The sequence below is a fragment of the Pseudomonas sp. P4_C1 genome (assembly GCF_056402155.1).
In genome coordinates this window covers 12,338-32,875 of sequence record NZ_JBFUHY010000054.1, presented here as the reverse complement: position 1 = coordinate 32,875, position 20,538 = coordinate 12,338, and the positions used below count along the sequence as shown (strand labels likewise).

Annotated in this window: 20 protein-coding genes; 12 read left to right on the top strand and 8 right to left on the bottom strand. The window is 58.6% G+C overall.

Features of this window, described 5'->3' with window-relative positions; translation table 11 throughout:
- Nucleotides 1-510 precede the first annotated feature (510 nt).
- On the top strand, nucleotides 511-1,848 hold the full coding sequence (gene gdhA / locus AC1DU9_RS22065; RefSeq protein ID WP_223463611.1) for an NADP-specific glutamate dehydrogenase: 1,338 nt from the start codon (nucleotides 511-513) through the stop codon (nucleotides 1,846-1,848).
- Here gdhA and AC1DU9_RS22060 read toward each other — a convergent pair.
- From AC1DU9_RS22060 to AC1DU9_RS22050, 3 genes are all read right to left on the bottom strand, one after another.
- Entirely contained in the window at nucleotides 1,845-2,339 is a 495-nt protein-coding gene (locus AC1DU9_RS22060; protein ID WP_108216413.1) for a GreA/GreB family elongation factor, read from the bottom strand. The two genes, gdhA and AC1DU9_RS22060, sit on opposite strands and share 4 nt — an antisense overlap.
- A 359-nt stretch (nucleotides 2,340-2,698) precedes the next feature.
- A complete protein-coding gene (locus AC1DU9_RS22055; RefSeq protein ID WP_223463610.1) occupies nucleotides 2,699-4,552 on the bottom strand; it encodes an Lnb N-terminal periplasmic domain-containing protein in 1,854 nt (617 codons plus the stop codon).
- Nucleotides 4,553-4,645: 93 nt separating this feature from the next.
- The gene (locus AC1DU9_RS22050; protein ID WP_007970900.1) at nucleotides 4,646-5,134 is read right to left on the bottom strand and encodes a DUF3015 domain-containing protein; all 489 of its coding nucleotides are present in this window, start codon (nucleotides 5,132-5,134) and stop codon (nucleotides 4,646-4,648) included.
- 254 nt (nucleotides 5,135-5,388) lie between these two features.
- On the opposite strand from AC1DU9_RS22050, the gene AC1DU9_RS22045 reads away from it, so the two are divergent.
- Together AC1DU9_RS22045 and AC1DU9_RS22040 are read left to right on the top strand one after the other, a co-directional pair.
- Complete coding sequence (locus tag AC1DU9_RS22045; protein WP_223463609.1) at nucleotides 5,389-7,827, top strand: Lon protease family protein; 2,439 nt, start codon at nucleotides 5,389-5,391, stop codon at nucleotides 7,825-7,827.
- A gap of 336 nt (nucleotides 7,828-8,163) precedes the next feature.
- A complete protein-coding gene (locus AC1DU9_RS22040) occupies nucleotides 8,164-8,505 on the top strand; it encodes a PA4575 family protein (RefSeq protein WP_477810784.1) in 342 nt (113 codons plus the stop codon).
- A gap of 6 nt (nucleotides 8,506-8,511) precedes the next feature.
- On the opposite strand, the gene AC1DU9_RS22035 is transcribed toward AC1DU9_RS22040, so the two are convergent.
- Nucleotides 8,512-10,341: a hypothetical protein gene (locus tag AC1DU9_RS22035; protein WP_223463607.1), complete on the bottom strand. Its 1,830-nt coding sequence runs from the start codon at nucleotides 10,339-10,341 to the stop codon at nucleotides 8,512-8,514.
- Nucleotides 10,342-10,511: 170 nt separating this feature from the next.
- On the opposite strand from AC1DU9_RS22035, the gene AC1DU9_RS22030 reads away from it, so the two are divergent.
- The 3 genes from AC1DU9_RS22030 (at nucleotide 10,512) to AC1DU9_RS22020 (ending at nucleotide 12,178) form a co-directional block, all read left to right on the top strand.
- Nucleotides 10,512-11,000 carry a TIGR00645 family protein gene (locus tag AC1DU9_RS22030; RefSeq protein ID WP_108216418.1) on the top strand — a complete coding sequence of 163 codons (489 nt, stop codon included), beginning with the start codon at nucleotides 10,512-10,514 and terminating at the stop codon, nucleotides 10,998-11,000.
- Nucleotides 11,001-11,148: 148 nt separating this feature from the next.
- Nucleotides 11,149-11,439 (top strand): DUF6482 family protein, encoded by a 291-nt coding sequence (locus tag AC1DU9_RS22025; RefSeq protein WP_108216419.1) that lies wholly within the window; start codon nucleotides 11,149-11,151, stop codon nucleotides 11,437-11,439.
- Between the two features lie 121 nt (nucleotides 11,440-11,560).
- Nucleotides 11,561-12,178, top strand: coding sequence for an FKBP-type peptidyl-prolyl cis-trans isomerase (locus AC1DU9_RS22020; RefSeq protein ID WP_108216420.1), 618 nt, complete (start codon nucleotides 11,561-11,563; stop codon nucleotides 12,176-12,178).
- Between the two features lie 160 nt (nucleotides 12,179-12,338).
- Here AC1DU9_RS22020 and AC1DU9_RS22015 read toward each other — a convergent pair whose 3' ends face one another.
- The 3 genes from AC1DU9_RS22015 to AC1DU9_RS22005 form a co-directional block, all read right to left on the bottom strand.
- The gene (locus AC1DU9_RS22015) at nucleotides 12,339-12,596 is read right to left on the bottom strand and encodes a PA4570 family protein (RefSeq protein WP_223463606.1); all 258 of its coding nucleotides are present in this window, start codon (nucleotides 12,594-12,596) and stop codon (nucleotides 12,339-12,341) included.
- 204 nt (nucleotides 12,597-12,800) lie between these two features.
- Nucleotides 12,801-13,142: a zinc ribbon domain-containing protein YjdM gene (locus tag AC1DU9_RS22010; protein WP_108216423.1), complete on the bottom strand. Its 342-nt coding sequence runs from the start codon at nucleotides 13,140-13,142 to the stop codon at nucleotides 12,801-12,803.
- Between the two features lie 204 nt (nucleotides 13,143-13,346).
- A complete protein-coding gene (locus tag AC1DU9_RS22005; RefSeq protein ID WP_223463605.1) occupies nucleotides 13,347-14,315 on the bottom strand; it encodes a polyprenyl synthetase family protein in 969 nt (322 codons plus the stop codon).
- A 239-nt stretch (nucleotides 14,316-14,554) separates the two neighbouring features.
- On the opposite strand from AC1DU9_RS22005, the gene rplU reads away from it, so the two are divergent.
- From rplU to AC1DU9_RS21980, 5 genes are all read left to right on the top strand, one after another.
- Nucleotides 14,555-14,869, top strand: a complete 315-nt coding sequence (gene rplU / locus AC1DU9_RS22000; protein WP_003176051.1) for a 50S ribosomal protein L21 — start codon at nucleotides 14,555-14,557, stop codon at nucleotides 14,867-14,869.
- 35 nt (nucleotides 14,870-14,904) lie between these two features.
- On the top strand, nucleotides 14,905-15,162 hold the full coding sequence (gene rpmA / locus AC1DU9_RS21995) for a 50S ribosomal protein L27 (protein WP_003281574.1): 258 nt from the start codon (nucleotides 14,905-14,907) through the stop codon (nucleotides 15,160-15,162).
- Between the two features lie 195 nt (nucleotides 15,163-15,357).
- Entirely contained in the window at nucleotides 15,358-16,581 is a 1,224-nt protein-coding gene (gene cgtA / locus AC1DU9_RS21990; protein WP_223463604.1) for an Obg family GTPase CgtA, read from the top strand.
- 137 nt (nucleotides 16,582-16,718) lie between these two features.
- Nucleotides 16,719-17,837, top strand: a complete 1,119-nt coding sequence (gene proB, locus AC1DU9_RS21985) for a glutamate 5-kinase (protein ID WP_223463612.1) — start codon at nucleotides 16,719-16,721, stop codon at nucleotides 17,835-17,837.
- A gap of 12 nt (nucleotides 17,838-17,849) precedes the next feature.
- Nucleotides 17,850-18,314 (top strand): CreA family protein, encoded by a 465-nt coding sequence (locus tag AC1DU9_RS21980; RefSeq protein WP_223463603.1) that lies wholly within the window; start codon nucleotides 17,850-17,852, stop codon nucleotides 18,312-18,314.
- A gap of 120 nt (nucleotides 18,315-18,434) precedes the next feature.
- Here AC1DU9_RS21980 and rpsT read toward each other — a convergent pair whose 3' ends face one another.
- A complete protein-coding gene (rpsT, locus tag AC1DU9_RS21975) occupies nucleotides 18,435-18,713 on the bottom strand; it encodes a 30S ribosomal protein S20 (protein WP_007970922.1) in 279 nt (92 codons plus the stop codon).
- A gap of 252 nt (nucleotides 18,714-18,965) precedes the next feature.
- Here rpsT and murJ point away from each other — a divergent pair, with 252 nt between their 5' ends.
- Nucleotides 18,966-20,504, top strand: coding sequence for a murein biosynthesis integral membrane protein MurJ (gene murJ / locus AC1DU9_RS21970; protein WP_223463602.1), 1,539 nt, complete (start codon nucleotides 18,966-18,968; stop codon nucleotides 20,502-20,504).
- Nucleotides 20,505-20,538: the final 34 nt, after the last annotated feature.

The following is a 20,538-nucleotide window of genomic DNA, read 5'->3' as shown; positions in this document are numbered from 1 at the left end:
ATGTAACACCCGTCGTTGGTGGGACAACAGTCGATGGGCCTTGAATTGGGTGCTTAATCTCGCGTGGTTTGATCGCTTGGGACTTCCACGTCTCTCCTGACCTCAATCCCTCGAACCGCCCGGTGCGGACCCGCATGCCGGGTGGTGTGGCAGGGGTACGGTCTATGAAGGCCGTCCCCTATGCCGATTGGGGGGGGAGGCAGTGACACCGTGCTGAATTCATCGCAGGCAAGCCTGCTCCCACAGGAATGTGGATTGCCCGAGATCTAAAAGTCTTCACGAACACTGTGGGAGCGGGCTTGCCCGCGATGGCGGTGTACCTGATGGTGCGGGACTTGAATTAATAATCCCTGTTCAGGTGCAAAAACACTCAAAAAACCAGATTAATTTATATCCTGTGCACCATTTAACTTCATAAGTGCGACATTTTGCGCTGTTCTTGTGCGCAAGTCGTTTGTTACAGTCCGGCTCGATCTCCTACAACGACAATCAATCTGCCGAGACTTTTCCATGATCGAATCCGTCGAATCCTTTCTTGCGCGCCTGAAAAAACGCGACCCGGATCAACCCGAATTCCACCAGGCTGTGGAAGAAGTTCTGCGCAGTCTGTGGCCGTTTCTTGAGGCCAATCAGCATTACCTGACCTCGGGCATTCTGGAGCGCATCTGTGAGCCGGAGCGGGCGCTGGTGTTTCGCGTGTCGTGGGTCGACGATCAGGGCAAAGTCCAGGTCAATCGCGGGTTCCGCATCCAGATGAACAGCGCGATCGGCCCGTACAAGGGCGGTCTGCGTTTCCACCCGTCGGTGAACATGGGCGTCCTGAAATTCCTCGCCTTCGAACAGACCTTCAAAAACTCCCTGACTTCATTGCCCATGGGCGGTGGCAAGGGTGGTTCGGACTTCGACCCCAAAGGCAAAAGCGACGCGGAAGTCATGCGCTTCTGTCAGGCCTTCATGAGCGAGTTGTATCGCCACATTGGTGCGGACGTTGACGTGCCAGCCGGGGACATCGGCGTCGGTGCGCGGGAAATCGGTTTCCTGTTCGGCCAGCACAAGCGCTTGAGCAACCAGTTCACCAGCGTGCTGACCGGCAAAGGCCCAAGCTACGGCGGCAGCCTGATTCGCCCGCAAGCTACCGGTTTCGGTTGCGTGTACTTCGCCGAAGAAATGCTCAAGCGCCGTGGCCTGGCGGTCGAAGGCAAGCGCGTGGCGATTTCCGGTTCGGGTAACGTCGCGCAGTACGCCGCGCGCAAGGTCATGGATCTGGGCGGCAAAGTGATTTCGCTGTCCGACTCCGAAGGCACGCTGTATTGCGAAAGCGGTTTGACCGAAGAGCAATGGCTGGCCGTACTGGAGCTGAAAAACGTACAACGCGGGCGCATCCGTGAACTGGCTGGCCGTTTTGGCCTGGAGTTCCGCGCCGGTCAGCTGCCATGGAGCCTGAGCTGCGATATCGCGCTGCCGTGCGCGACGCAAAACGAACTGGATGTCGAAGCCGCCCGCACCTTACTGCGCAACGGCTGCATCTGTGTGGCCGAAGGCGCGAACATGCCGACCACCCTCGAGGCGGTGGACCTGTTCATCGAGGCCGACATTCTGTTCGCACCAGGCAAGGCGTCCAACGCCGGCGGCGTGGCGGTGAGCGGGCTGGAAATGTCGCAGAACGCCATGCGCCTGGCGTGGACCGGTGGCGAAGTGGACAGCAAGCTGCACGCGATCATGCAGTCGATTCACCACGCTTGCGTGCACTACGGCGAAGAGGACGGTCGGGTCAATTACGTCAAGGGCGCGAACATCGCCGGCTTCGTGAAGGTCGCCGATGCCATGCTGGCCCAAGGCGTCGTTTAAGTCGGTTCGATGCGAATCACTTCAATCATTTGATCCCCGGCGGGGCGCTGCCACAGTACTTCGTCGTTGAGTTGTGCGCCGAGCAGCGCCCGGCCCAGCGGTGAGCCCCAATTGATCAGGCCGTGGGCGGCATCGGCCTGATCTTCGCCCACCAGTTGTACCCGGCGCTCGGTGGCGTGTTCATCGGCGTAGGTCACCCAACTGCCGATTTGCACTTTCTGGGTCGAGGTCGCGGCGGGTACCACCTGAGCGCTGCCCAGGCGCTGTTTGAAATAACGCAGATCACGCTCGAGATCGGCCAGGCGCTGTTTGTCCGCCTGCTCACCTTTTGCCGATTGCTCGGCATGCAGGGTTTGCAGTTCGGCGACTTTGCCCTGCAACAGCTTCAGACCTTGCGGCGTGACGTAATTGGGCTGCGCGCTGACTTGCCGTTCGACTGGCTGATCGGCTTGCGCGGTGGCGTTATCTTCATTGACGAAGGCACGGCTCATGGAATTCTCCCGGTATAGGGTTTGGGTCATGGTCGCAGGCATCCGGTTTCACTGGATGTCTGAAAGCGACTTACGGCGAGCGATAGGCCCGGGTGGTGTCCTGGTCTTTCTGCTGCTGCCAGGCTTTGTCCCGTTCTTTCAGATGGCTGTTGCGCTCATCCCTTGGATACGCTGCCCATAGAGAAAGTCTAGAAGTGGATTCGTCGGGTGGTTGTGAAAGGTGTGTGATCAATCGTTTCGGCAAACGACGAGTCCCTGTGGGAGCGAGCTTGCTCGCGATGAGGGACTGACATTCAACAAGTGTGTTGGCTGAAAGGCCGCCATCGCGAGCAAGCTCGCTCCCACAGGGGGGTATCTGGTCAGTAGTGATACCACTTCAGCTCAAGCATCACTTCGTTCTCGGCCGTCGCCAAATGGCTGAACTCACGCTGGGCGCTCAAGCGCAGACCGAGATTGCGGGATATTTCCCACTGCTGGTTCAGGCTCAGGCTACGACGCACTTCGCCATTGGTGAAAAAATCACCCTTGGCTTCCAGGCTCAAGTTGCCCAGCGGATTTTTCCACAGCACACCACTGTTGAAGCCGGCGGCCGGCGCGATGAACGCGGCAAAATCATTGTTGTGCTCGATACGCACAGTGCCCAGGGCAAATCCGAGCAGGTCATCGCCCAATTGCCAGGTACCGCCGCCACCACCGTTGACGTGGCTGACCAGGGTCTGGTCATCATGTTTGCCCGGCACCTGCTCCAGGCCGCCGGTAACTTGCCATGACAGAGGTTGCAGCAACTCGTTACGCGGGGTCAGGGAGCGAATGGTCGCCAGGTCCAGGCGTTGCACTTGCCAGTCATTGCCTTCGTACTGGCGCAGTTTCAATTGCAGGATTTCGATCTGCGCGCCAAGGGGAAAGCTTTCGCTGTTGTCATTGAGGTCGTGATAAGCCATGCGCAAGCCGTACTCGCCAAAGGCTTTATCGCCACGGGTACCGAGGCCGAGTTGCCAGGTACGGGACTCGTGACCGTCTTCAGGCAGGCCGGGTTGCGGGATATCCAGCTCCGGCGCCGGATTCTGGTTGATTGCCCGCAACAGTTCGAAGCTGCGCTGGGCGCGCGCCGGGTCGCGCTCCCGGCCATTGGCGCGGTAGCGCTCCAGACGATAGGCCGCATCGATGATCAGCGCCTGGCGGTCGCGGGGTTGTGCTTTGAACGCCGGGTCCTGCAATTGGTTCTGATCGGCGCTGACTTTCAGTACCCATTGCTGCTCTTCAGGGTTAAACGGTTCGGCGCGACTGAGCAACTCGCGTTCCCGGGACGGACGATACTGGATGGATTCCACCAGCCCGGCATTTTTCACGGCTTTGACAGTGTCGGTGGGGATGGCCGTGAGCGGGAATTGTTCGGTCAGGCGCAAGCGCGGGCGGGCCACTTGCAGCAGTTCCAGCAAACGGTATGAGCAGTTTTCGTCGAAGAAGAAATAGTCGAACTTGATCTGCTTCAGTTCCCAGACGTGCTCGACCATGCGCGCGGTTTCCTGTTGGGTCAGGTTCAGGCGGTATTCCCACAGGTCGCGGTTTTCCAGGCTGCGGTATTCCGAGAGTTTTTCCTGGTAAGGCACTAGCGCAAACAGGCCGGGATAGCCGCCCATCAGGCCTTTCCAGGCATAGAGGATGCTGTTGTCCGAGCCCTCGATGTAGGCGCCGAAGTTGATCGCGTAACTGAGCAGCGAAGTCTTGTCGCTCTGCACTTCGGCCTGATCGATGCGCAGCAGGGTGTGGCCGAACATCGAGGACGGACTGTTCAGATACGCCGCCGGAAAGATCATCACCGTGCTGTCGGGCGAGACGTCCTTGAACCATTGCTTGAACCCGGCGCAGTCCGGCGTCGGCAGGCCGGTCAGGCCGAGTTGTTCTTTCAGCCAGCGGGTGCGCGCCGGGTAGACGCATTGAGCGTGTTGTTCACCGGCACTGGCCGGGCCGTACAAGGCTTGTACAGTCGCCGCCAGTTCATGGTCCGGACGTTCATTGCCGTCAGCGGCGAGGAAGAATTTCGGGTCGCTGACATAGCTGCGCCAGCCGCCGAGCTTGGCGGTTTCATAATGGCCCAGGGATATCCAGAAAGGGTCGTTGGCCAGTTGCTGCAAACGTTGAGGGTCGATCTGAGGCGCGGCGGATAGCGGGGCGCAGGCACACAGCGCCAGCCAGGCAAGGCGTTTGAGCATAGATGGCAACTTGAATACTTGAGAAAAAGACCCAAAAAGGGGCAGGTCCAAAAAACAAAAACCGCTTCCCGAAAGAAGCGGGGCGGGTCGAGCTTAAGCTTGAGTCGCGTACTTGGCCAGACGAGGGTCGGCTTTGAGCACGGCCAGGGTATTGGTATGCACGTCTTCGGCAGTCACGTCAGCCTTGCTGAAGATCTGCTGGAAGTGCTCGTGAGTGACGGCGGCGAAGTGCGCACGGTCTTCCGGCGCTACGCCCAGTACCACGGCATAGGTGGTCAGCGCTTCGCCCTGACCTTTGGCCATGTCTTCGGACAGCTCGTTCATCATGCCATTCATGGCAAACCAGGATTTACCGCCATAGGTCAGCGACGCGTTGGTTGCGCAACCGTTGGTACCGGAGGTCATGCCGAAGGTTGCGTTGCCGGAGGTGCCGTTGGTGGTGGATGCCAGGAAGTGAGCAGGAGTACCACGCTGACCTTCGAACAGCATGTTGCCCCAACCGCAATCCGGGCCGCCTGGCGCCTGAGCCATGGCGTTGATGGATACAGCAGTGAAGAGAGTACCGAGAAGAATCCGTTTCATAGCTTTGTTCTCTTTATGTGCCTACCAATGGATAAGTGGGCCGGTCATTAGTCCAGCCGAGCAGTCTGGAGTTTAGGCACGATCACGGGGTTCCGTGATTTTTTGCAAAGCATTCATGGGAAACCGCGGCGCAAGCCCGGCCCGCCTGGGGTTGGCGGATTGAAGATGCTCAGGCCTGCGGCACTCCTTGCCAGTCGGGCATGGGCGGCGCCAGAATGCTGCCATCTGCCCCGCCTGATTGTTAAGGAAGCCCGATGCCTGATCCTGTTGCTGCCAGCTTGCGTCTAGCGCCCGAAGCGCTGACCCGTCCGTTTTCCGCTGAACAGTTCAGCTTCTCCACCACCAATGATCTGGAGCCCTTTCGCGGTGTGCTTGGCCAGGAACGTGCGGTCGAAGCCTTGCAGTTCGGTGTGGCCATGCCACGCCCCGGTTACAACGTATTCGTCATGGGCGAGCCCGGCACTGGCCGGTTCTCGTTCGTCAAACGCTACCTCAAGGCCGAAGGCAAGCGCCTGCAGACCCCAGCGGACTGGGTCTACGTCAACAATTTCGATGAGCCGCGCGAGCCGCGCGCGCTGGAGCTGCCGTCGGGCAGCGCCGGTGCCTTCATCGGTGACATCAACGGCTTGATCGACAACCTGCTGGCGACGTTTCCGGCAGTCTTCGAGCATCCGTCCTACCAGCAGAAAAAAAGCAGCATCGACCGCGCCTTCAACCAGCGCTATGACAAGGCCCTGGACGTCATCGAGCGTCTGGCGCTGGAAAAGGACGTCGCGCTCTACCGCGACGCCAGCAACATTGCATTTACCCCGATGGGCGACGGCAAGGCATTGGACGAAGCTGAATTCGCCCAGTTGCCGGAAGCCGAGCGCGAGCGCTTCCACGAGGATATTTCGGTACTGGAGGAGCGCCTGAACGAAGAGCTCGCCAGCCTGCCGCAATGGAAGCGCGAGTCGAGTAACCAACTGCGTCATCTGAACGAAGAAACCATCACCCTGGCCTTGCAGCCGTTGCTGTCGCCGTTGTCGGAGAAATACGCCGAGAACGCCGCGGTGTGCGGTTATCTGCAAGCCATGCAGGTGTATTTGCTCAAGACGGTGGTCGAGCAACTGGTGGACGATAGCAAAATCGATGCTGTCGCCCGCAAGTTGCTGGAAGAGCAATACGCGCCGAGCCTGGTGGTTGGTCATTCGGCCAGCGGCGGCGCGCCGGTGGTGTTCGAGCCGCACCCGACCTATGAAAACCTCTTCGGTCGCATTGAATACAGCACCGATCAGGGCGCGCTGTACACCACCTACCGGCAACTGCGCCCGGGTGCCTTGCACCGGGCCAATGGCGGTTTCCTGATCCTTGAAGCGGACAAAATGCTCAGCGAGCCGTTCGTGTGGGATGCGCTCAAACGCGCCCTGCAATCGCGCAAGCTGAAAATGGAATCGCCGCTGGGTGAGCTGGGCCGCCTGGCCACCGTGACCCTGACCCCGCAACACATTCCGTTGCAGGTCAAAGTCGTCATCATCGGTGCCCGTCAGCTGTATTACACGCTGCAAGACCTCGATCCGGACTTCCAGGAAATGTTCCGCGTTCTGGTGGATTTCGACGAAGACATCCCGATGGTCGACGAGAGCCTGGAGCAGTTCGCCCAGTTGCTCAAAACCCGTACTTCCGAAGAAGGCATGGCGCCGCTCACCGCCGATGCGGTGGCGCGCCTGGCGACCTACAGCGCCCGACTGGCCGAGCACCAGGGGCGCTTGTCGGCGCGCATCGGTGATTTGTTCCAACTGGTCAGCGAGGCGGATTTCATTCGTCACCTGGCTGGCGATGAAATGACCGACGCCGGGCACATCGAACGGGCACTCAAGGCCAAGGCCACGCGGACCGGGCGGGTTTCGGCGCGGATTCTCGACGACATGCTGGCCGGGATCATCCTGATCGACACCGCGGGTGCGGCGGTCGGCAAGTGCAACGGCCTGACCGTGCTTGAAGTCGGCGATTCGGCCTTTGGTATACCGGCGCGGATTTCCGCCACGGTGTACCCGGGCGGCAGCGGCATTGTCGACATCGAGCGCGAGGTCAACCTCGGCCAGCCGATCCACTCCAAAGGCGTGATGATCCTTACCGGTTATCTGGGCAGTCGTTACGCCCAGGAGTTTCCGCTGGCGATTTCCGCGAGTATCGCCCTGGAGCAATCCTACGGTTATGTCGATGGCGACAGTGCTTCCCTGGGCGAGGCCTGCACCCTGATCTCGGCCTTGTCGAAAACCCCGCTCAAGCAGTGCTTTGCCATCACCGGTTCCATCAACCAGTTCGGCGAAGTGCAGGCGGTCGGCGGAGTCAACGAGAAGATCGAGGGCTTCTTCCGTCTGTGCGAGGCCCGCGGGTTGACCGGCGAGCAGGGGGCAATCATTCCTCACGCCAACGTTGCCACGCTGATGCTCGACGAGAAGGTGCTGGCGGCGGTACGTGCGGGGCAATTCCATGTCTACGCGGTCCGTCAGGCCGACGAAGCCTTGAGTTTGCTGGTTGGCGAGCCAGCCGGCGAGCCGGACGAGAATGGCGAGTTCCCTGAAGGCAGCGTGAACGCGCGGGTCGTGGAGCGTCTGCGGGTTATCGCGGAAATGATCAGTGACGATGATCTGAAAGAGGCCGAGAAGGAGTTGGCGCAAGAGGCTTTGGCAGAAACCAAACCGGCTTGATGCATCGTTGAGCCAAGCGCAAGCCGCCCCTGTGGGAGCGAGCTTGCTCGCGATAGCGGACGTTCATTCGACCAATATGTTGAATGTTCGACCGCCATCGTCGGAACGCCGCCCGGAGCAAGCTCGCTCCCACATTTTGTTTGGGGTGAATGGTAAAAAAGCGTCGTCGAAATGACGTCAATATTCATGCTGTGACCATTCGGCGCCTTTCAGTATCGGCCTGCCTGCAAGGCAGACTTTTCTTCTATTATCTGCTCAAGGATGTCGACAGTAATCACAGGATCGAAACAGCCTTCGCATGGGGGCTGAATACCGGATCTACCGAGGGTCGCCGCCATGTCGCGCAACCTCTGCCTCACCCGTCGATGCCTGGGCCTTGAGACCCGTATCGAGTGTGCCATCCGTCCGTTGGCGGGAGATACGGGCATGTGGACTCTGCTGTTCGCCGCCGGAATGGCCGGTGAACAACCTTCGGCCATCAAGGCCCAAGGCCCGTTTCACGGTCCGTTCGTCGCTGAATCAATCCTCGACACCATCGTTGAAAGCCTGACCTTGCACGGCTACGAGTTGGCCAACGATCCGCAAATCTGGTGCCTGCACCTGCAAGCCCAGTTGCGGGAAATCAACGGTGGTCGCTGCCGTAACGTTGGCGGCTTCGAGTTTCACCCCGAGCACTGATTCGCACTATTGATCAAGGCGCGTCATGTCGGCCTTGTCGAGTTTGACCTCGAAACCATACTGCACGGTGGCGAGGTCAGTGCGCTGATAGGTTTCCAGGCGCGTAGGCTGTCCGTAGAAGTAATGCACGGCAAACTGTGCCGGCCCTTGTGCGCTCGCGCCATGGCTGACCGATAGAATCTCCTTCAAGTAATTGCCGGTGTCGTCCTTGGCGAAAAAGCGCCAGTCCTGGGCGGGAAACGCCTTCAAATCAACCACCAGAGCATTGGCTTTAAGCTCGAGGCCTTTGGGCAGCTGGCGGGCATCGACGGTTTTTTGCTCGACGGTGGCCAGGAACAGCGGCATCGAGCCCACCGCATAGGCCGGCGTTTGCGCAAACAGATTCAGATCGTAGGTAATGGTGCCGCGCAGGGGATCGATCTGGTACGCCTCGGGCGGCAACTCGATCGGCTCGTCGCGTTTGCCACTCGCGTCTTCAGTAAAGAAACTCACCGGACTTTCACCGGGGTTGAACGATGTGCCGAGCAGTTCATCGTTGAAGCTGCGCAGATGAGTGAATTCGATTCGCGCAGCACTGGGGTCGTCGATTGACTGACTGATGCTGACGTTCTTTTTCAGTTGATCCTCGCTCAGCGTTGCCCCTTTGAGCCAGCCGGGCGCCTGGTCGTCATAGACCACCACGGGCAGGTTCAAGGGCTGGATGGTCTTGTCCGTGGTCTCGGCATCGAAGTGCCGGACCGGCAGGTCGAGGCTCTTGCGGGTGACCGTGACGGCGGAAAAATCCAGCATGCTGACTTCGAGGGTTTCGATCGTCCCGTTGAAGTACACCTTCGAATAATGTCGAGCCTGCTGTTTCTCAAAGTTGCGCTGTTCTTCGTCGAGCTGTTTTTCCAGGGCTTCGCTCCAGCTCTTTTGCTGCTGCATCTTGGCCAGCTGCTGCTGATAGAACGCAATTTGTACCGCGGTTTCGTTGATTGAGCCGGCGCGCGAGATGAATTGCCCGGTGCTGTCCGTGGCCTGGACGATCAGCGGGTTCAGCGGTGTTTCTCTGACTTCGGGGGCTAGCGGCGCGCTGTTGTTGTATTCGATTTCCGCGTAGTTGTTCGTCAATGTGAGCAGGGTGACGCTCAGGTTGTCATTGGTGCGGGTCTGGCCTACGTCCTTTTTCGTCAGGTCGAAGCTGTAGAGCCGGCGTGGCGCGATGACCTCGACTTTGCCCTGCAGGCTCACCGGTTGCGGTTGCTGCTTTCTGTCGATGTCGAGGCCTTCGATGAAGGGGTAGGCCACAGTCAGGTCATCGGGGCTGGTCAGGTTGGAACTCGATGGGCTGAGTTGAATGCCGGGGTCGGTTTCTGACCATTCCGGCTGGAATGGGATCACTCGTTTATTGCTTAGTGTGACCGACTGCCATTCCAGGCCATGGGGAAACAAAAACGCGGCAGGAACGCTGAAAGTGAAGGGAAACACCGGTTGCAGATCGGTCAGGTAGTCGGAACTGGAGTCCTTTTGCAGCACGAACAACCCGTTGATGTAGGTGTCGACCATGGCCTGCGGGGTCGGGTAGTGCTTGAGCATGGCGAGGGCGTCTTCGCCGTATTCGGTTTCCACCGGTTTACTGTCGAGCTTGAGTTGCGCGCGCTCGAGCAGCAGCAGTGAGCCGCCCAACTCCGACACGGCATCCTTCAGTTTCGGATCCTGGATGGCGTCCAGCGACTTTTCGAATTGCGCGGTTTTTTCTTCGAGGCTGACCTGGCGTTTTTCATCGCTGGGTGAGCAGCCGCTTAGAAGCAGCGCCATGCAAATTCCGGCACTCGTCAAAGGCAATCGCACATCCATTTCCAGTCTTCCTGTCCGATATCACTGAGCGGTCAATGATTTGGACACTAGCAGAAAAACTTTGATACACAGGCGCAGGTGGCGGATTTTTCGACGGTTTCTGGCTACTTCTGGGTATAGACGGGCGGCTGGTATACTCGCCGCCATTTTCAGCCCACATGTGAGATTCAATGGAACGCTTTATCGAAAATACAATGTACGCCTCGCGCTGGCTGCTGGCGCCGATCTATTTCGGCCTGTCCCTCGGGTTGCTGGCGCTGGCGCTGAAATTCTTCCAGGAAGTCTCCCATGTCATCCCGAACGTGTTTTCGATGGCCGAATCGGACTTGATCCTGGTGCTGTTGTCGCTGATCGACATGGCGCTGGTGGGCGGTTTGCTGGTGATGGTGATGATTTCCGGATACGAGAACTTCGTCTCGCAACTGGACATCGACGACTCCAAGGAAAAGCTCAACTGGCTGGGCACCATGGACTCTTCGTCGCTGAAAATGAAGGTGGCCGCGTCGATCGTGGCGATCTCGTCCATTCACCTGCTGCGCATCTTCATGGATGCCAAGAACGTCGATCCTGAGCATCTGCAGTGGTACGTGATCATCCACATGACTTTCGTGGTATCGGCATTCGCAATGGGTTACCTGGATAAACTCACCAAGCACTGATCCACACCGGCTCCCTTTGTGGCGAGCAAGCTCCCTCGCCACAACCTCCTGCGATAACAGACAAGCGGTCTGGCCAGTGGCTTGTGCTTTGATGCACAGAGGCCTATCCCTGTAAGTATGTTGGCTCGCCACTGCGTGAGGTGCGTTCATGACCCTGAATGAGTTGAATGCGTATGCCATCGCCGGAAAGGTCGATGAGCTGAACCTGATCTCCATGGAGGGGGGCATATACCTGCTGGAAGCGCGGATGCATGGCGCGGCGTACCCCCTGAGCGATACGCACGGCCATATGATGAGCCTGCGTTCGGTGGAGCATGCCCGTGATGTGCTGCGCTCCTTTCCCAAGTTGCACTTCAACCTTGTGCACACGGTCGTGCATGACGAAATGTGCGGTCTGGTTGCCGACGTGGAAGAAAACCTGAAGGTGCCGATCGCCTGACGTCCCTCATCAATGGCATGACATCTGTGCTAGTCTGCTGGCCCTTTTGGTTCCGGGCGCTCCGGGACGCGCTGTGTACGCATGGCAAGTTCCCGAGCCGTCCGCACAGCGGAGCAGTGTCATGTCCGAAGTAAATCTGTCCACCGACGAAACCCGCGTCAGCTACGGTATTGGCCGTCAGCTGGGCGACCAACTGCGCGACAACCCGCCACCGGGCGTCAGCCTGGACGCGATCCTGGCTGGCCTGACCGACGCATTCGCCGGCAAGCCAAGCCGTGTGGGTCAGGAAGAAATGTCCGCCAGCTTCAAAGTCATCCGCGAAATCATGCAGGCCGAAGCTGCTGCCAAGGCTGAAGCGGCTGCTGGCGAAGGCCTGGCCTTCCTGGCTGAAAACGCCAAGCGTGAAGGCATCACCACTCTGGCTTCCGGCCTGCAGTTCGAAGTGTTGACTGCCGGCGAAGGCGCCAAGCCATCCCGTGAAGACACCGTGCGTACTCACTACCACGGCACTTTGATCAACGGCACCGTGTTCGACAGCTCCTACGATCGTGGAGAGCCTGCAGAATTCCCGGTTGGCGGCGTGATCGCCGGCTGGACCGAAGCCCTGCAACTGATGAACGCCGGCAGCAAATGGCGCCTGTACGTGCCGAGCGAACTGGCTTACGGCGCTCAAGGCGTTGGCAGCATCCCGCCGCACAGCGTACTGGTGTTCGACGTCGAACTGCTCGACGTTCTGTAAGACCAGGCCCGATATGACGTCGGGCTAATGTGGGAGCGACGGTGCGGCGATCCGACTTGCTCGCGATGGCGGTGTGTCAGTCAACGTTTCTGTGATGGAACATCCGCTATCGTCGGAGCGCCGCCCGGAGCAAGCTCGCTCCCACAGTTTTTACGGTGTTTCATATTTCGATCTTGTGGTGCAGTTCACTGTGCGGGCGCAATGCCCGGGCATAGCAGAACAGAAACAGATTGCGCACCAGTTCCTTGAGCACCACCGGCTCGCTGGAGCTCAGGCCATTTAGGTCAAGATCACCTTGGTCTTGCAGTTCGTTCAAGGCTTCTTCTTCAAGCACCGCACAGACTTCCCCGGTTTCCCGATGCAGGATCCTGAGGTAAGGGTGTGGTCGGTCCAGCCAGGCATCGATCAGATAAGTCATGGTTCTCATCTCCACTGAGGGTTTTATGAGAATAATTCTTATTCGCTAAATAGCAAGCGCCTATTGGCGGTTTACGCTTTTTTCCAGGTAAGGATTGCGTCAGGTCAAAACGACTGGCATTTGGCTATTGCGAGGATTTACTGGGCGAAGCGGGGGAGAGGGAGGCGCCATCCCACGCTGGGCGCGGGATGGACAACTGCAGGTTCAGACTTTTCTGACGAACTCGGACTTGAGTTTCATCGGGCCGATGCCGTCGATCTTGCAATCGATGTCGTGATCGCCATCGCACAGGCGGATGTTCTTGACCTTGGTGCCGACCTTGACCACCAAAGACGTACCCTTGACCTTGAGGTCCTTGATCACGGTGATGGTGTCGCCGTCCTGCAGGACGTTGCCAACCGAATCCTTTTTCACTGCGTCATCGGACGCCGCTTCGGTTTCACCGCTGGCGGACCATTCGTGGGCGCACTCGGGGCAGATCAGCTGCGCGCCGTCTTCATAGGTGTATTCGGAATTGCATTTTGGGCAGGGTGGCAACGTGCTCACTAAGGCTCCTTGGATTCAGGATCGCTAAAAAGCGCACATTGTATAGGGTTTTAAGCGGGAGAGGGTGGGGCGAGGATAAACCTGTAGGGGAACAAACCTGTGGGAGCGAGCTTGCTCGCGATAGCGTCCTTTCAGTCAACAACTATGTTGAATGTAAGTGCCTAATCGCGAGCAAGCTCGCTCCCACAGGGTTTTACAGTGTTGTCAGTGCGTGCGGGCGACCGCGAACTCACTCAGTTCAACCAGTGCATCGCGATACTCGCTCGGCGGTAGCGTTTCGAGGCACTTGATCGCGCGGGCCACATAATCGCGTGCCAGTTGCGCGGTGTACTCCAGCGAGCCCGAGGCTTCCACGGCTTCGCGGATGCTTTCCAGATCTTCGATTCCGCCTTTCTGGATCGCCTTGCGCACCAGGGCGGCCTGCTCCGGTGTGCCTTCACGCATGGTGTAGATCAGCGGCAGCGTCGGCTTGCCTTCGGCCAGATCGTCACCGACGTTCTTGCCCAGGGTTTCGGCGTCGCCTTTGTAGTCCAGCAGGTCGTCGACCAGCTGGAAGGCCACCCCCAGGTGATCCCCGAATGTACGCAGGGCTTCGGCCTGTTCCGGTGTGGCTTCGCACAGGGCTGCAGCACTGTGGGTCGAGGCTTCGAAGAGCATCGCGGTCTTGCCGCGGATGACTTCCATGTAGGTTTCTTCGGTGGTGCTGGCGTCACGAACCTTCGATAGCTGCAACACTTCGCCTTCAGCGATGATGCGCGTGGCCTGCGAAAGGATCTTCATCACCGGCATCGAGCCCAGCTCGACCATCATTTCGAAGGAGCGCGAATACAGGAAGTCACCGACCAGCACGCTTGGCGCGTTGCCCCACATGGCGTTGGCGGTCGAGCGGCCACGGCGCATGCCGGACATGTCGACCACGTCGTCATGCAGCAGGGTAGCGGTGTGCAGAAACTCGATGGTCGCGGCCAGCAGACGCAGTTCGTCGCCTTCGCGACCCAGGGCCTTGCCACACAGCAACACTAGTAAAGGACGCAGGCGTTTGCCGCCGGCCGAGGTAATGTAATCGCCGATTTTCGATACAAGCGGCACGCGCGAAGTCAGCTGCTTCTTGATGATGCCGTCGACGGCGCTAAAATCGTCCGCGACCGCGCGGTAGAAAGCTTGGGGTTGCATCAGCGACAGTCGCTCCAGAAGGGTTGCGCGGCATGCTAGGACCCACGCCTGCAGGTGTCAAGGCGCGATGGACGGCCCCTTGCAAGGGACTCGTGGCTTGCGTACAATCGCGCACCCTGAACTTCCTGGGCAGCACCTGCCTTACGCAATTGCAAGCGGGCCTCCAGCCCCATGCAGCCATGCCAGCCAATACCTCTTCTTATAAAGAGCTGGGTGAGCAGGATTATCGGAGAAATACCATGTCTTATGCAGTAATCGTTACTGGCGGCAAGCAGTACAAAGTCGCCCCAGGTGAATACCTGAAGATCGAAAAACTGGAAATCGCTACCGGCGAATCCGTTACCTTTGATCGCGTTCTGTTGGTTGCCAACGGTGACGACGTGAATATCGGCGCTCCAGTTGTTGCTGGCGCTACCGTTGTGGCTGAAGTGATCTCCCAAGGTCGTCACGATAAAGTCCGCATCATCAAGTTCCGTCGCCGTAAGCACCACATGAAGCGTATGGGCCACCGCCAGTGGTACACCGAGATCAAAATCACCGGTATTCAGGCTTAATTACAGCCTAATTCCTCACTAGGAGAATTGAACTCATGGCACACAAAAAAGCTGGTGGTAGTACCCGTAACGGTCGCGACTCAGAAGCCAAACGCCTTGGCGTGAAGATGTATGGCGGCCAGGCTATCAAAGCAGGCAACATCATCGTGCGTCAGCGCGGCACCCAATTCCACGCTGGCTACGGCGTTGGCATGGGTAAAGATCACACCCTCTTCGCTAAAGTCGAAGGCGTGATCAAGTTCGAAGTAAAAGGCGCCTTCGGTCGTCGTTACGTGAGCGTAGTCGCGGCTTAATTGCGCGATCGCTGGAAAAGCCCTGTCTCGCGACGGGGCTTTTTCGTTTGTGGGGTGAGTCTCTTGCAAAGCTGTTTGCATGGGCTGTCGGCGTACGATGTAGGTGTCGTGGTTTGGGGTCGCTGCGCTCATTTTTGCAAGAGTCTTATGTCTTGATTGTTTTTCGGCTCGTCCGTATGGCGAGAGGCGTTTGTTATGAAGTTTGTTGATGAAGTATCGATTCGCGTAAAGGCTGGTGACGGCGGCAATGGCGCCATGAGTTTCCGTCGGGAAAAATTTATCGAGAACGGTGGCCCGAACGGCGGTGATGGCGGTGACGGCGGTTCCATCTACATGATGGCCGACGAAAACCTCAACACCCTGGTGGACTACCGTTACACCCGGCACTTCGATGCCGAGCGTGGCTCCAACGGCGGCAGCACCGACTGCACCGGCAAGAAGGGTGAAGACCTGATCCTGCGCGTTCCGGTCGGCACCACGGTGATCGACTCCGCGACTCAGGAAGTCATCGGCGACCTGACCAAGGCTGGTCAGAAATTGATGGTGGTGCAGGGCGGCTGGCACGGTCTGGGCAACACCCGTTTCAAATCCAGTACCAACCGTGCGCCGCGCCAGACCACTCCGGGCAAGCCGGGTGAGCAGCGCGACCTGAAACTGGAAATGAAAGTGCTGGCTGACGTAGGTCTGCTGGGTTTGCCGAACGCCGGTAAAAGTACCTTTATCCGTTCGGTTTCGGCTGCCAAGCCGAAAGTTGCCGACTACCCGTTCACCACGCTGGTGCCGAACCTGGGTGTGGTCAGCGTCGATCGCTGGAAGAGCTTCGTCATTGCCGATATTCCGGGTTTGATCGAAGGCGCTTCCGACGGTGCTGGTCTGGGCATTCGCTTCCTCAAGCACTTGGCGCGTACACGTCTACTGCTGCATCTCGTGGACATGGCGCCGCTGGATGACACCAGCGCACCGGATGCCGCTGAAGTGATCGTCAGCGAGCTGATCAAGTTCAGCCCGTCCCTGGCGGAGCGTGATCGCTGGCTGATCCTGAACAAGTGCGACCAGATCCTTGATGAAGAGCATGATGCTCGCGTCAAGGAAATCGTTGATCGCCTGGAGTGGACTGGTCCGGTCTACGTGATCTCGGCCATCTCCAAGCTCGGTACCGAGCGTCTGTGCCACGACATCATGCGTTACATGGAAGATCGTGCTGATCGCCTGGCCAATGACCCGGCTTACAAGGAAGAGCTGGCTGATCTCGATCAGCGCATCGAAGACGAAGCTCGTGCGCAACTGCAGGCGCTGGATGACAAGCGTGCCCTGCGTCGCAGCGGCGTGAAGTCGGTCCACGACATTGGTGACGATGATTGGGACGAAGAAGATGTGGATGATGAAGACGGTCCGGAAATCATTTACGTGCGTGACTGATTCGTTGCGATAAACTTAAGCGCCGCTCAATCGAGCGGCGTTTTGGTATCTGGAAATCGATTGTTGGTCACGAATAACCACGAATAACGTCACGGGCAGTGCCAGGTCGCGCTGCCCTCAAGCTAAGGTTGAAGATGATGCGGAGCAAGGTGACAGGTGCGCAGCGTTGGGTCGTGAAGATCGGCAGCGCTTTGCTGACGGCGGACGGCAAAGGCCTGGATCGCGCGGCAATGGGTGTCTGGGTTGAGCAGATGGTGGCCTTGCATGAGGCGGGTGTCGAGCTGGTGCTGGTGTCCTCCGGGGCAGTGGCGGCCGGTATGAGCCGTCTGGGCTGGACCTCACGACCCAGTGCGATGCACGAGCTCCAGGCCGCTGCTGCAATCGGTCAGATGGGGCTGGTGCAAGCCTGGGAGTCGAGCTTTGCCGAGCATGGCCGGCATACCGCGCAGATTCTCCTGACCCATGACGACCTGTCCGACCGCAAGCGCTACCTGAATGCCCGCAGTACCTTGCGTGCACTGGTCGAGCTGAAAGTCATTCCGGTGATCAATGAAAATGACACCGTGGTCACCGATGAAATCCGTTTTGGCGACAACGACACTCTGGCAGCGTTGGTGGCGAACCTGGTCGAGGCGGATTTGCTGGTGATTCTGACGGATCGTGACGGCATGTTCGACGCTGATCCGCGCAACAATCCGGATGCCCAGCTGATTTACGAGGCGCGCGCCGATGATCCGGCGCTCGATGCGGTGGCGGGCGGTACGGGCGGGGCGCTGGGGCGTGGCGGCATGCAGACCAAGCTGCGCGCTGCGCGCTTGGCGGCGCGTTCCGGTGCTCACACCATCATCGTCGGTGGGCGGCTTGAGCGTGTGCTGGATCGTCTCAAGGCGGGCGAGCGCATCGGCACCTTGCTGTCGCCGGAGCGCGGCATGCTGGCTGCGCGCAAGCAGTGGCTGGCCGGTCATCTGCAAACCCGTGGCACCCTGGTGCTGGATGCGGGTGCGGTGATCGCGTTGTCCCAGGGCAACAAGAGCTTGCTGCCGGTCGGGGTCAAATTGGTGCAGGGCAGCTTCCGTCGCGGTGAAATGGTGGTCTGCGTGGCGCCGGACGGTCGTGAGATCGCCCGTGGCCTGGCCAACTACAGTGCGCTGGAAGCACAAAAAATCATTGGTCAGTCGTCTGAGGCGATTGTTGGTCTGTTGGGTTACATGGCGGAGCCGGAACTGGTTCACCGCGATAACCTGATTCTGGTCTGAAGGGATACCTGAATGCGCGTGGCAAAAGGATTGTTGGGGTTGCTGTTGATGATGCCCCTGCTGGCTTCGGCCGAAGAGATCGGTCAGGTATCGACGGTGTTCAAGTTTGTCGGGCCGAATGACCGGATCGTGGTCGAGGCCTTTGATGACCCCAAGGTCGATGGTGTGACCTGCTACCTGTCGCGGGCCAAGACTGGCGGCGTGAAGGGTGGTCTGGGGTTGGCCGAGGATCGTGCCGAGGCATCTATCGCTTGCCGGCAGGTTGGGCCAATCAGCTTCAAGGGCGAGCTCAAGGATGGCGACGAGGTGTTCAAGGAGCGCACGTCCCTGGTGTTCAAGACCATGCAGGTGGTGCGCTTTCTCGACAAGAAGCGCAATACGCTGGTGTATCTGGTGTACAGCGATCGCTTGATCGAGGGCAGTCCGCAGAATGCGGTGACGGCGATTCCGATTTTGCCGTGGGCCCACGCTCAGTAATTTCACGCAAATCAAACTGTGGGAGCGAGCAAGCTCGCTCCCACAGTTTTTTTATGCGCCCATCAAATTGCAGGCAATAAAAAACCGACCCTGAGGTCGGTTTTTTAATGAACGAGTCGCTTAGGCGGCAGCGGCAACGTTCAGGGCCTTGACGTGGCCATTCAGGCGGCTCTTATGACGAGCGGCCTTGTTCTTGTGGATGATGCCTTTATCGGCCATACGGTCGATAACTGGCACAGCCAGAACGTAAGCGGCTTGAGCTTTGGCAGCGTCTTTTGCGTCGATGGCCTTAACTACATTCTTGATGTAGGTACGAACCATGGAACGCAGGCTGGCGTTGTGGCTGCGACGCTTCTCAGCCTGTTTTGCACGTTTTTTGGCGGAAGGTGAGTTGGCCACCGTCGAGCTCCTCGAAAGACTTTTTAGGAAATAGCAAACAAAATAGGCCGCGAATCATGCCGATGAGTTGAGTTCTTGTCAAGGGCGGTTGAGACGTTCCGCTAAGTGGTAGGTGAAGCAAGCTTGGAGATTTCTTTCCAGCGTGCGACCTGTAAACTCGCGAGCTTTGGCTCTGTGCTGTTGCGGCGCGGAGTATCGCATAAGTAGGCGCGTAGTTCGCCTGCTGTTTATCGACAGGCACAAACTCTTTCCATGAATCTGCTCAAATCGTTGGCCGCCGTCAGCTCTATCACGATGCTTTCCCGGGTTCTGGGATTTGTTCGGGACACCCTCATCGCGCGCGCATTTGGCGCGGGAATGGCGACCGACGCCTTCTTTATCGCCTTCAAACTGCCCAATCTGCTGCGGCGGATCTTTGCCGAAGGGGCGTTTTCCCAGGCGTTTGTGCCGATTCTTGCCGAATACAAAAGCCAGAAGGGCGAGGAAGCGACCCGAACCTTCATTGCCTATGTCTCGGGCCTGCTGACGCTGGTGCTGGCGCTGGTCACGGTGTTGGGCATGATTGCCGCGCCGTGGGTCATCTGGGTGACCGCGCCGGGTTTCACCAACACGCCGGAAAAATTCGAACTGACATCAAGCCTTTTGCGGGTGACTTTTCCTTACATCCTGCTGATTTCCCTGTCGTCATTGGCCGGTGCGATTCTCAATACCTGGAACCGTTTTTCGGTGCCAGCCTTCGTGCCGACGCTGCTGAACGTCAGCATGATCATCTTTTCGGTGTTTTTGACGCCGTACTTCGACCCGCCGGTGATGGCGCTCGGCTGGGCGGTACTGGTCGGCGGCCTGGCGCAGTTGCTTTATCAGCTGCCGCACCTGAAAAAGATCGGCATGCTGGTGCTGCCCCGCCTGAACCTGCGCGACACTGGCGTCTGGCGTGTCATGAAGCAGATGTTGCCGGCCATTCTCGGGGTGTCGGTGAGTCAGATTTCGCTGATCATCAACACTATTTTTGCCTCGTTCCTGGTCGCCGGTTCAGTGTCCTGGATGTATTACGCCGACCGTTTGATGGAGCTGCCGTCCGGCGTGTTGGGCGTGGCCCTGGGGACGATTCTGCTGCCGACCCTGGCCAAGACCTACGCCAACAAGGATCGTCACGAGTATTCGCGCATCCTCGACTGGGGTCTGCGCCTGTGCTTCGTATTGGTACTGCCTTGCTCGCTGGCATTGGGGATTCTGGCGGAGCCGTTGACGGTTTCCTTGTTCCAGTACGGCCAGTTCAATGCGTTTGATGCATCGATGACCCAGCGTGCCCTGATCGCTTATTCGGTCGGTTTGCTTGGGATTATCGTGATCAAAGTGCTGGCCCCCGGCTTTTATGCGCAACAAAACATCCGCACACCGGTAAAAATTGCGATTTTCACCCTGGTGGTCACCCAGTTGTTCAACTTGATGCTGATCGGGCCACTGGCTCACGCGGGCCTGGCCTTGGCGATCAGTGCCGGCGCCTGCCTCAATGCCGGCTTGCTGTTCTATCAACTGCGCAAACAGCAGATGTACCAACCGCAGCCGGGCTGGGCGAAGTTCGCGTTCAAACTGCTGGTCGCGGTGGCGGTGATGTCCGCGGTACTGTTGGGGGTAATGCATTTCATGCCAGCCTGGGATCAGGGGCATATGCTCGAGCGCTTCTTGCGTCTGGGGGCGTTGGTGGCGGCGGGTGTGGTGGCTTATTTCGGCATGTTAGTGTTGATGGGTTTCCGTTTGCGCGACTTCAATCGCAAGACGCTGGAATAGAGGTTCTGGCTTCGATAAACACGGGCGAGCCGAC

Bases quoted from the DNA above. Each gene is read 5' to 3' on its own strand.
- gdhA (WP_223463611.1), top strand. From the start codon at position 511: ATGATCGAATCCGTCGAATCCTTTCTTGCGCGCCTGAAAAAACGCGAC.
- AC1DU9_RS22060 (WP_108216413.1), bottom strand. From the start codon at position 2,339: ATGAGCCGTGCCTTCGTCAATGAAGATAACGCCACCGCGCAAGCCGAT.
- AC1DU9_RS22055 (WP_223463610.1), bottom strand. From the start codon at position 4,552: ATGCTCAAACGCCTTGCCTGGCTGGCGCTGTGTGCCTGCGCCCCGCTA.
- AC1DU9_RS22050 (WP_007970900.1), bottom strand. From the start codon at position 5,134: ATGAAACGGATTCTTCTCGGTACTCTCTTCACTGCTGTATCCATCAAC.
- AC1DU9_RS22045 (WP_223463609.1), top strand. From the start codon at position 5,389: ATGCCTGATCCTGTTGCTGCCAGCTTGCGTCTAGCGCCCGAAGCGCTG.
- AC1DU9_RS22040 (WP_477810784.1), top strand. From the start codon at position 8,164: ATGTCGCGCAACCTCTGCCTCACCCGTCGATGCCTGGGCCTTGAGACC.
- AC1DU9_RS22035 (WP_223463607.1), bottom strand. From the start codon at position 10,341: ATGGATGTGCGATTGCCTTTGACGAGTGCCGGAATTTGCATGGCGCTG.
- AC1DU9_RS22030 (WP_108216418.1), top strand. From the start codon at position 10,512: ATGGAACGCTTTATCGAAAATACAATGTACGCCTCGCGCTGGCTGCTG.
- AC1DU9_RS22025 (WP_108216419.1), top strand. From the start codon at position 11,149: ATGACCCTGAATGAGTTGAATGCGTATGCCATCGCCGGAAAGGTCGAT.
- AC1DU9_RS22020 (WP_108216420.1), top strand. From the start codon at position 11,561: ATGTCCGAAGTAAATCTGTCCACCGACGAAACCCGCGTCAGCTACGGT.
- AC1DU9_RS22015 (WP_223463606.1), bottom strand. From the start codon at position 12,596: ATGACTTATCTGATCGATGCCTGGCTGGACCGACCACACCCTTACCTC.
- AC1DU9_RS22005 (WP_223463605.1), bottom strand. From the start codon at position 14,315: ATGCAACCCCAAGCTTTCTACCGCGCGGTCGCGGACGATTTTAGCGCC.
- rplU (WP_003176051.1), top strand. From the start codon at position 14,555: ATGTCTTATGCAGTAATCGTTACTGGCGGCAAGCAGTACAAAGTCGCC.
- rpmA (WP_003281574.1), top strand. From the start codon at position 14,905: ATGGCACACAAAAAAGCTGGTGGTAGTACCCGTAACGGTCGCGACTCA.
- cgtA (WP_223463604.1), top strand. From the start codon at position 15,358: ATGAAGTTTGTTGATGAAGTATCGATTCGCGTAAAGGCTGGTGACGGC.
- proB (WP_223463612.1), top strand. From the start codon at position 16,719: ATGCGGAGCAAGGTGACAGGTGCGCAGCGTTGGGTCGTGAAGATCGGC.
- AC1DU9_RS21980 (WP_223463603.1), top strand. From the start codon at position 17,850: ATGCGCGTGGCAAAAGGATTGTTGGGGTTGCTGTTGATGATGCCCCTG.
- murJ (WP_223463602.1), top strand. From the start codon at position 18,966: ATGAATCTGCTCAAATCGTTGGCCGCCGTCAGCTCTATCACGATGCTT.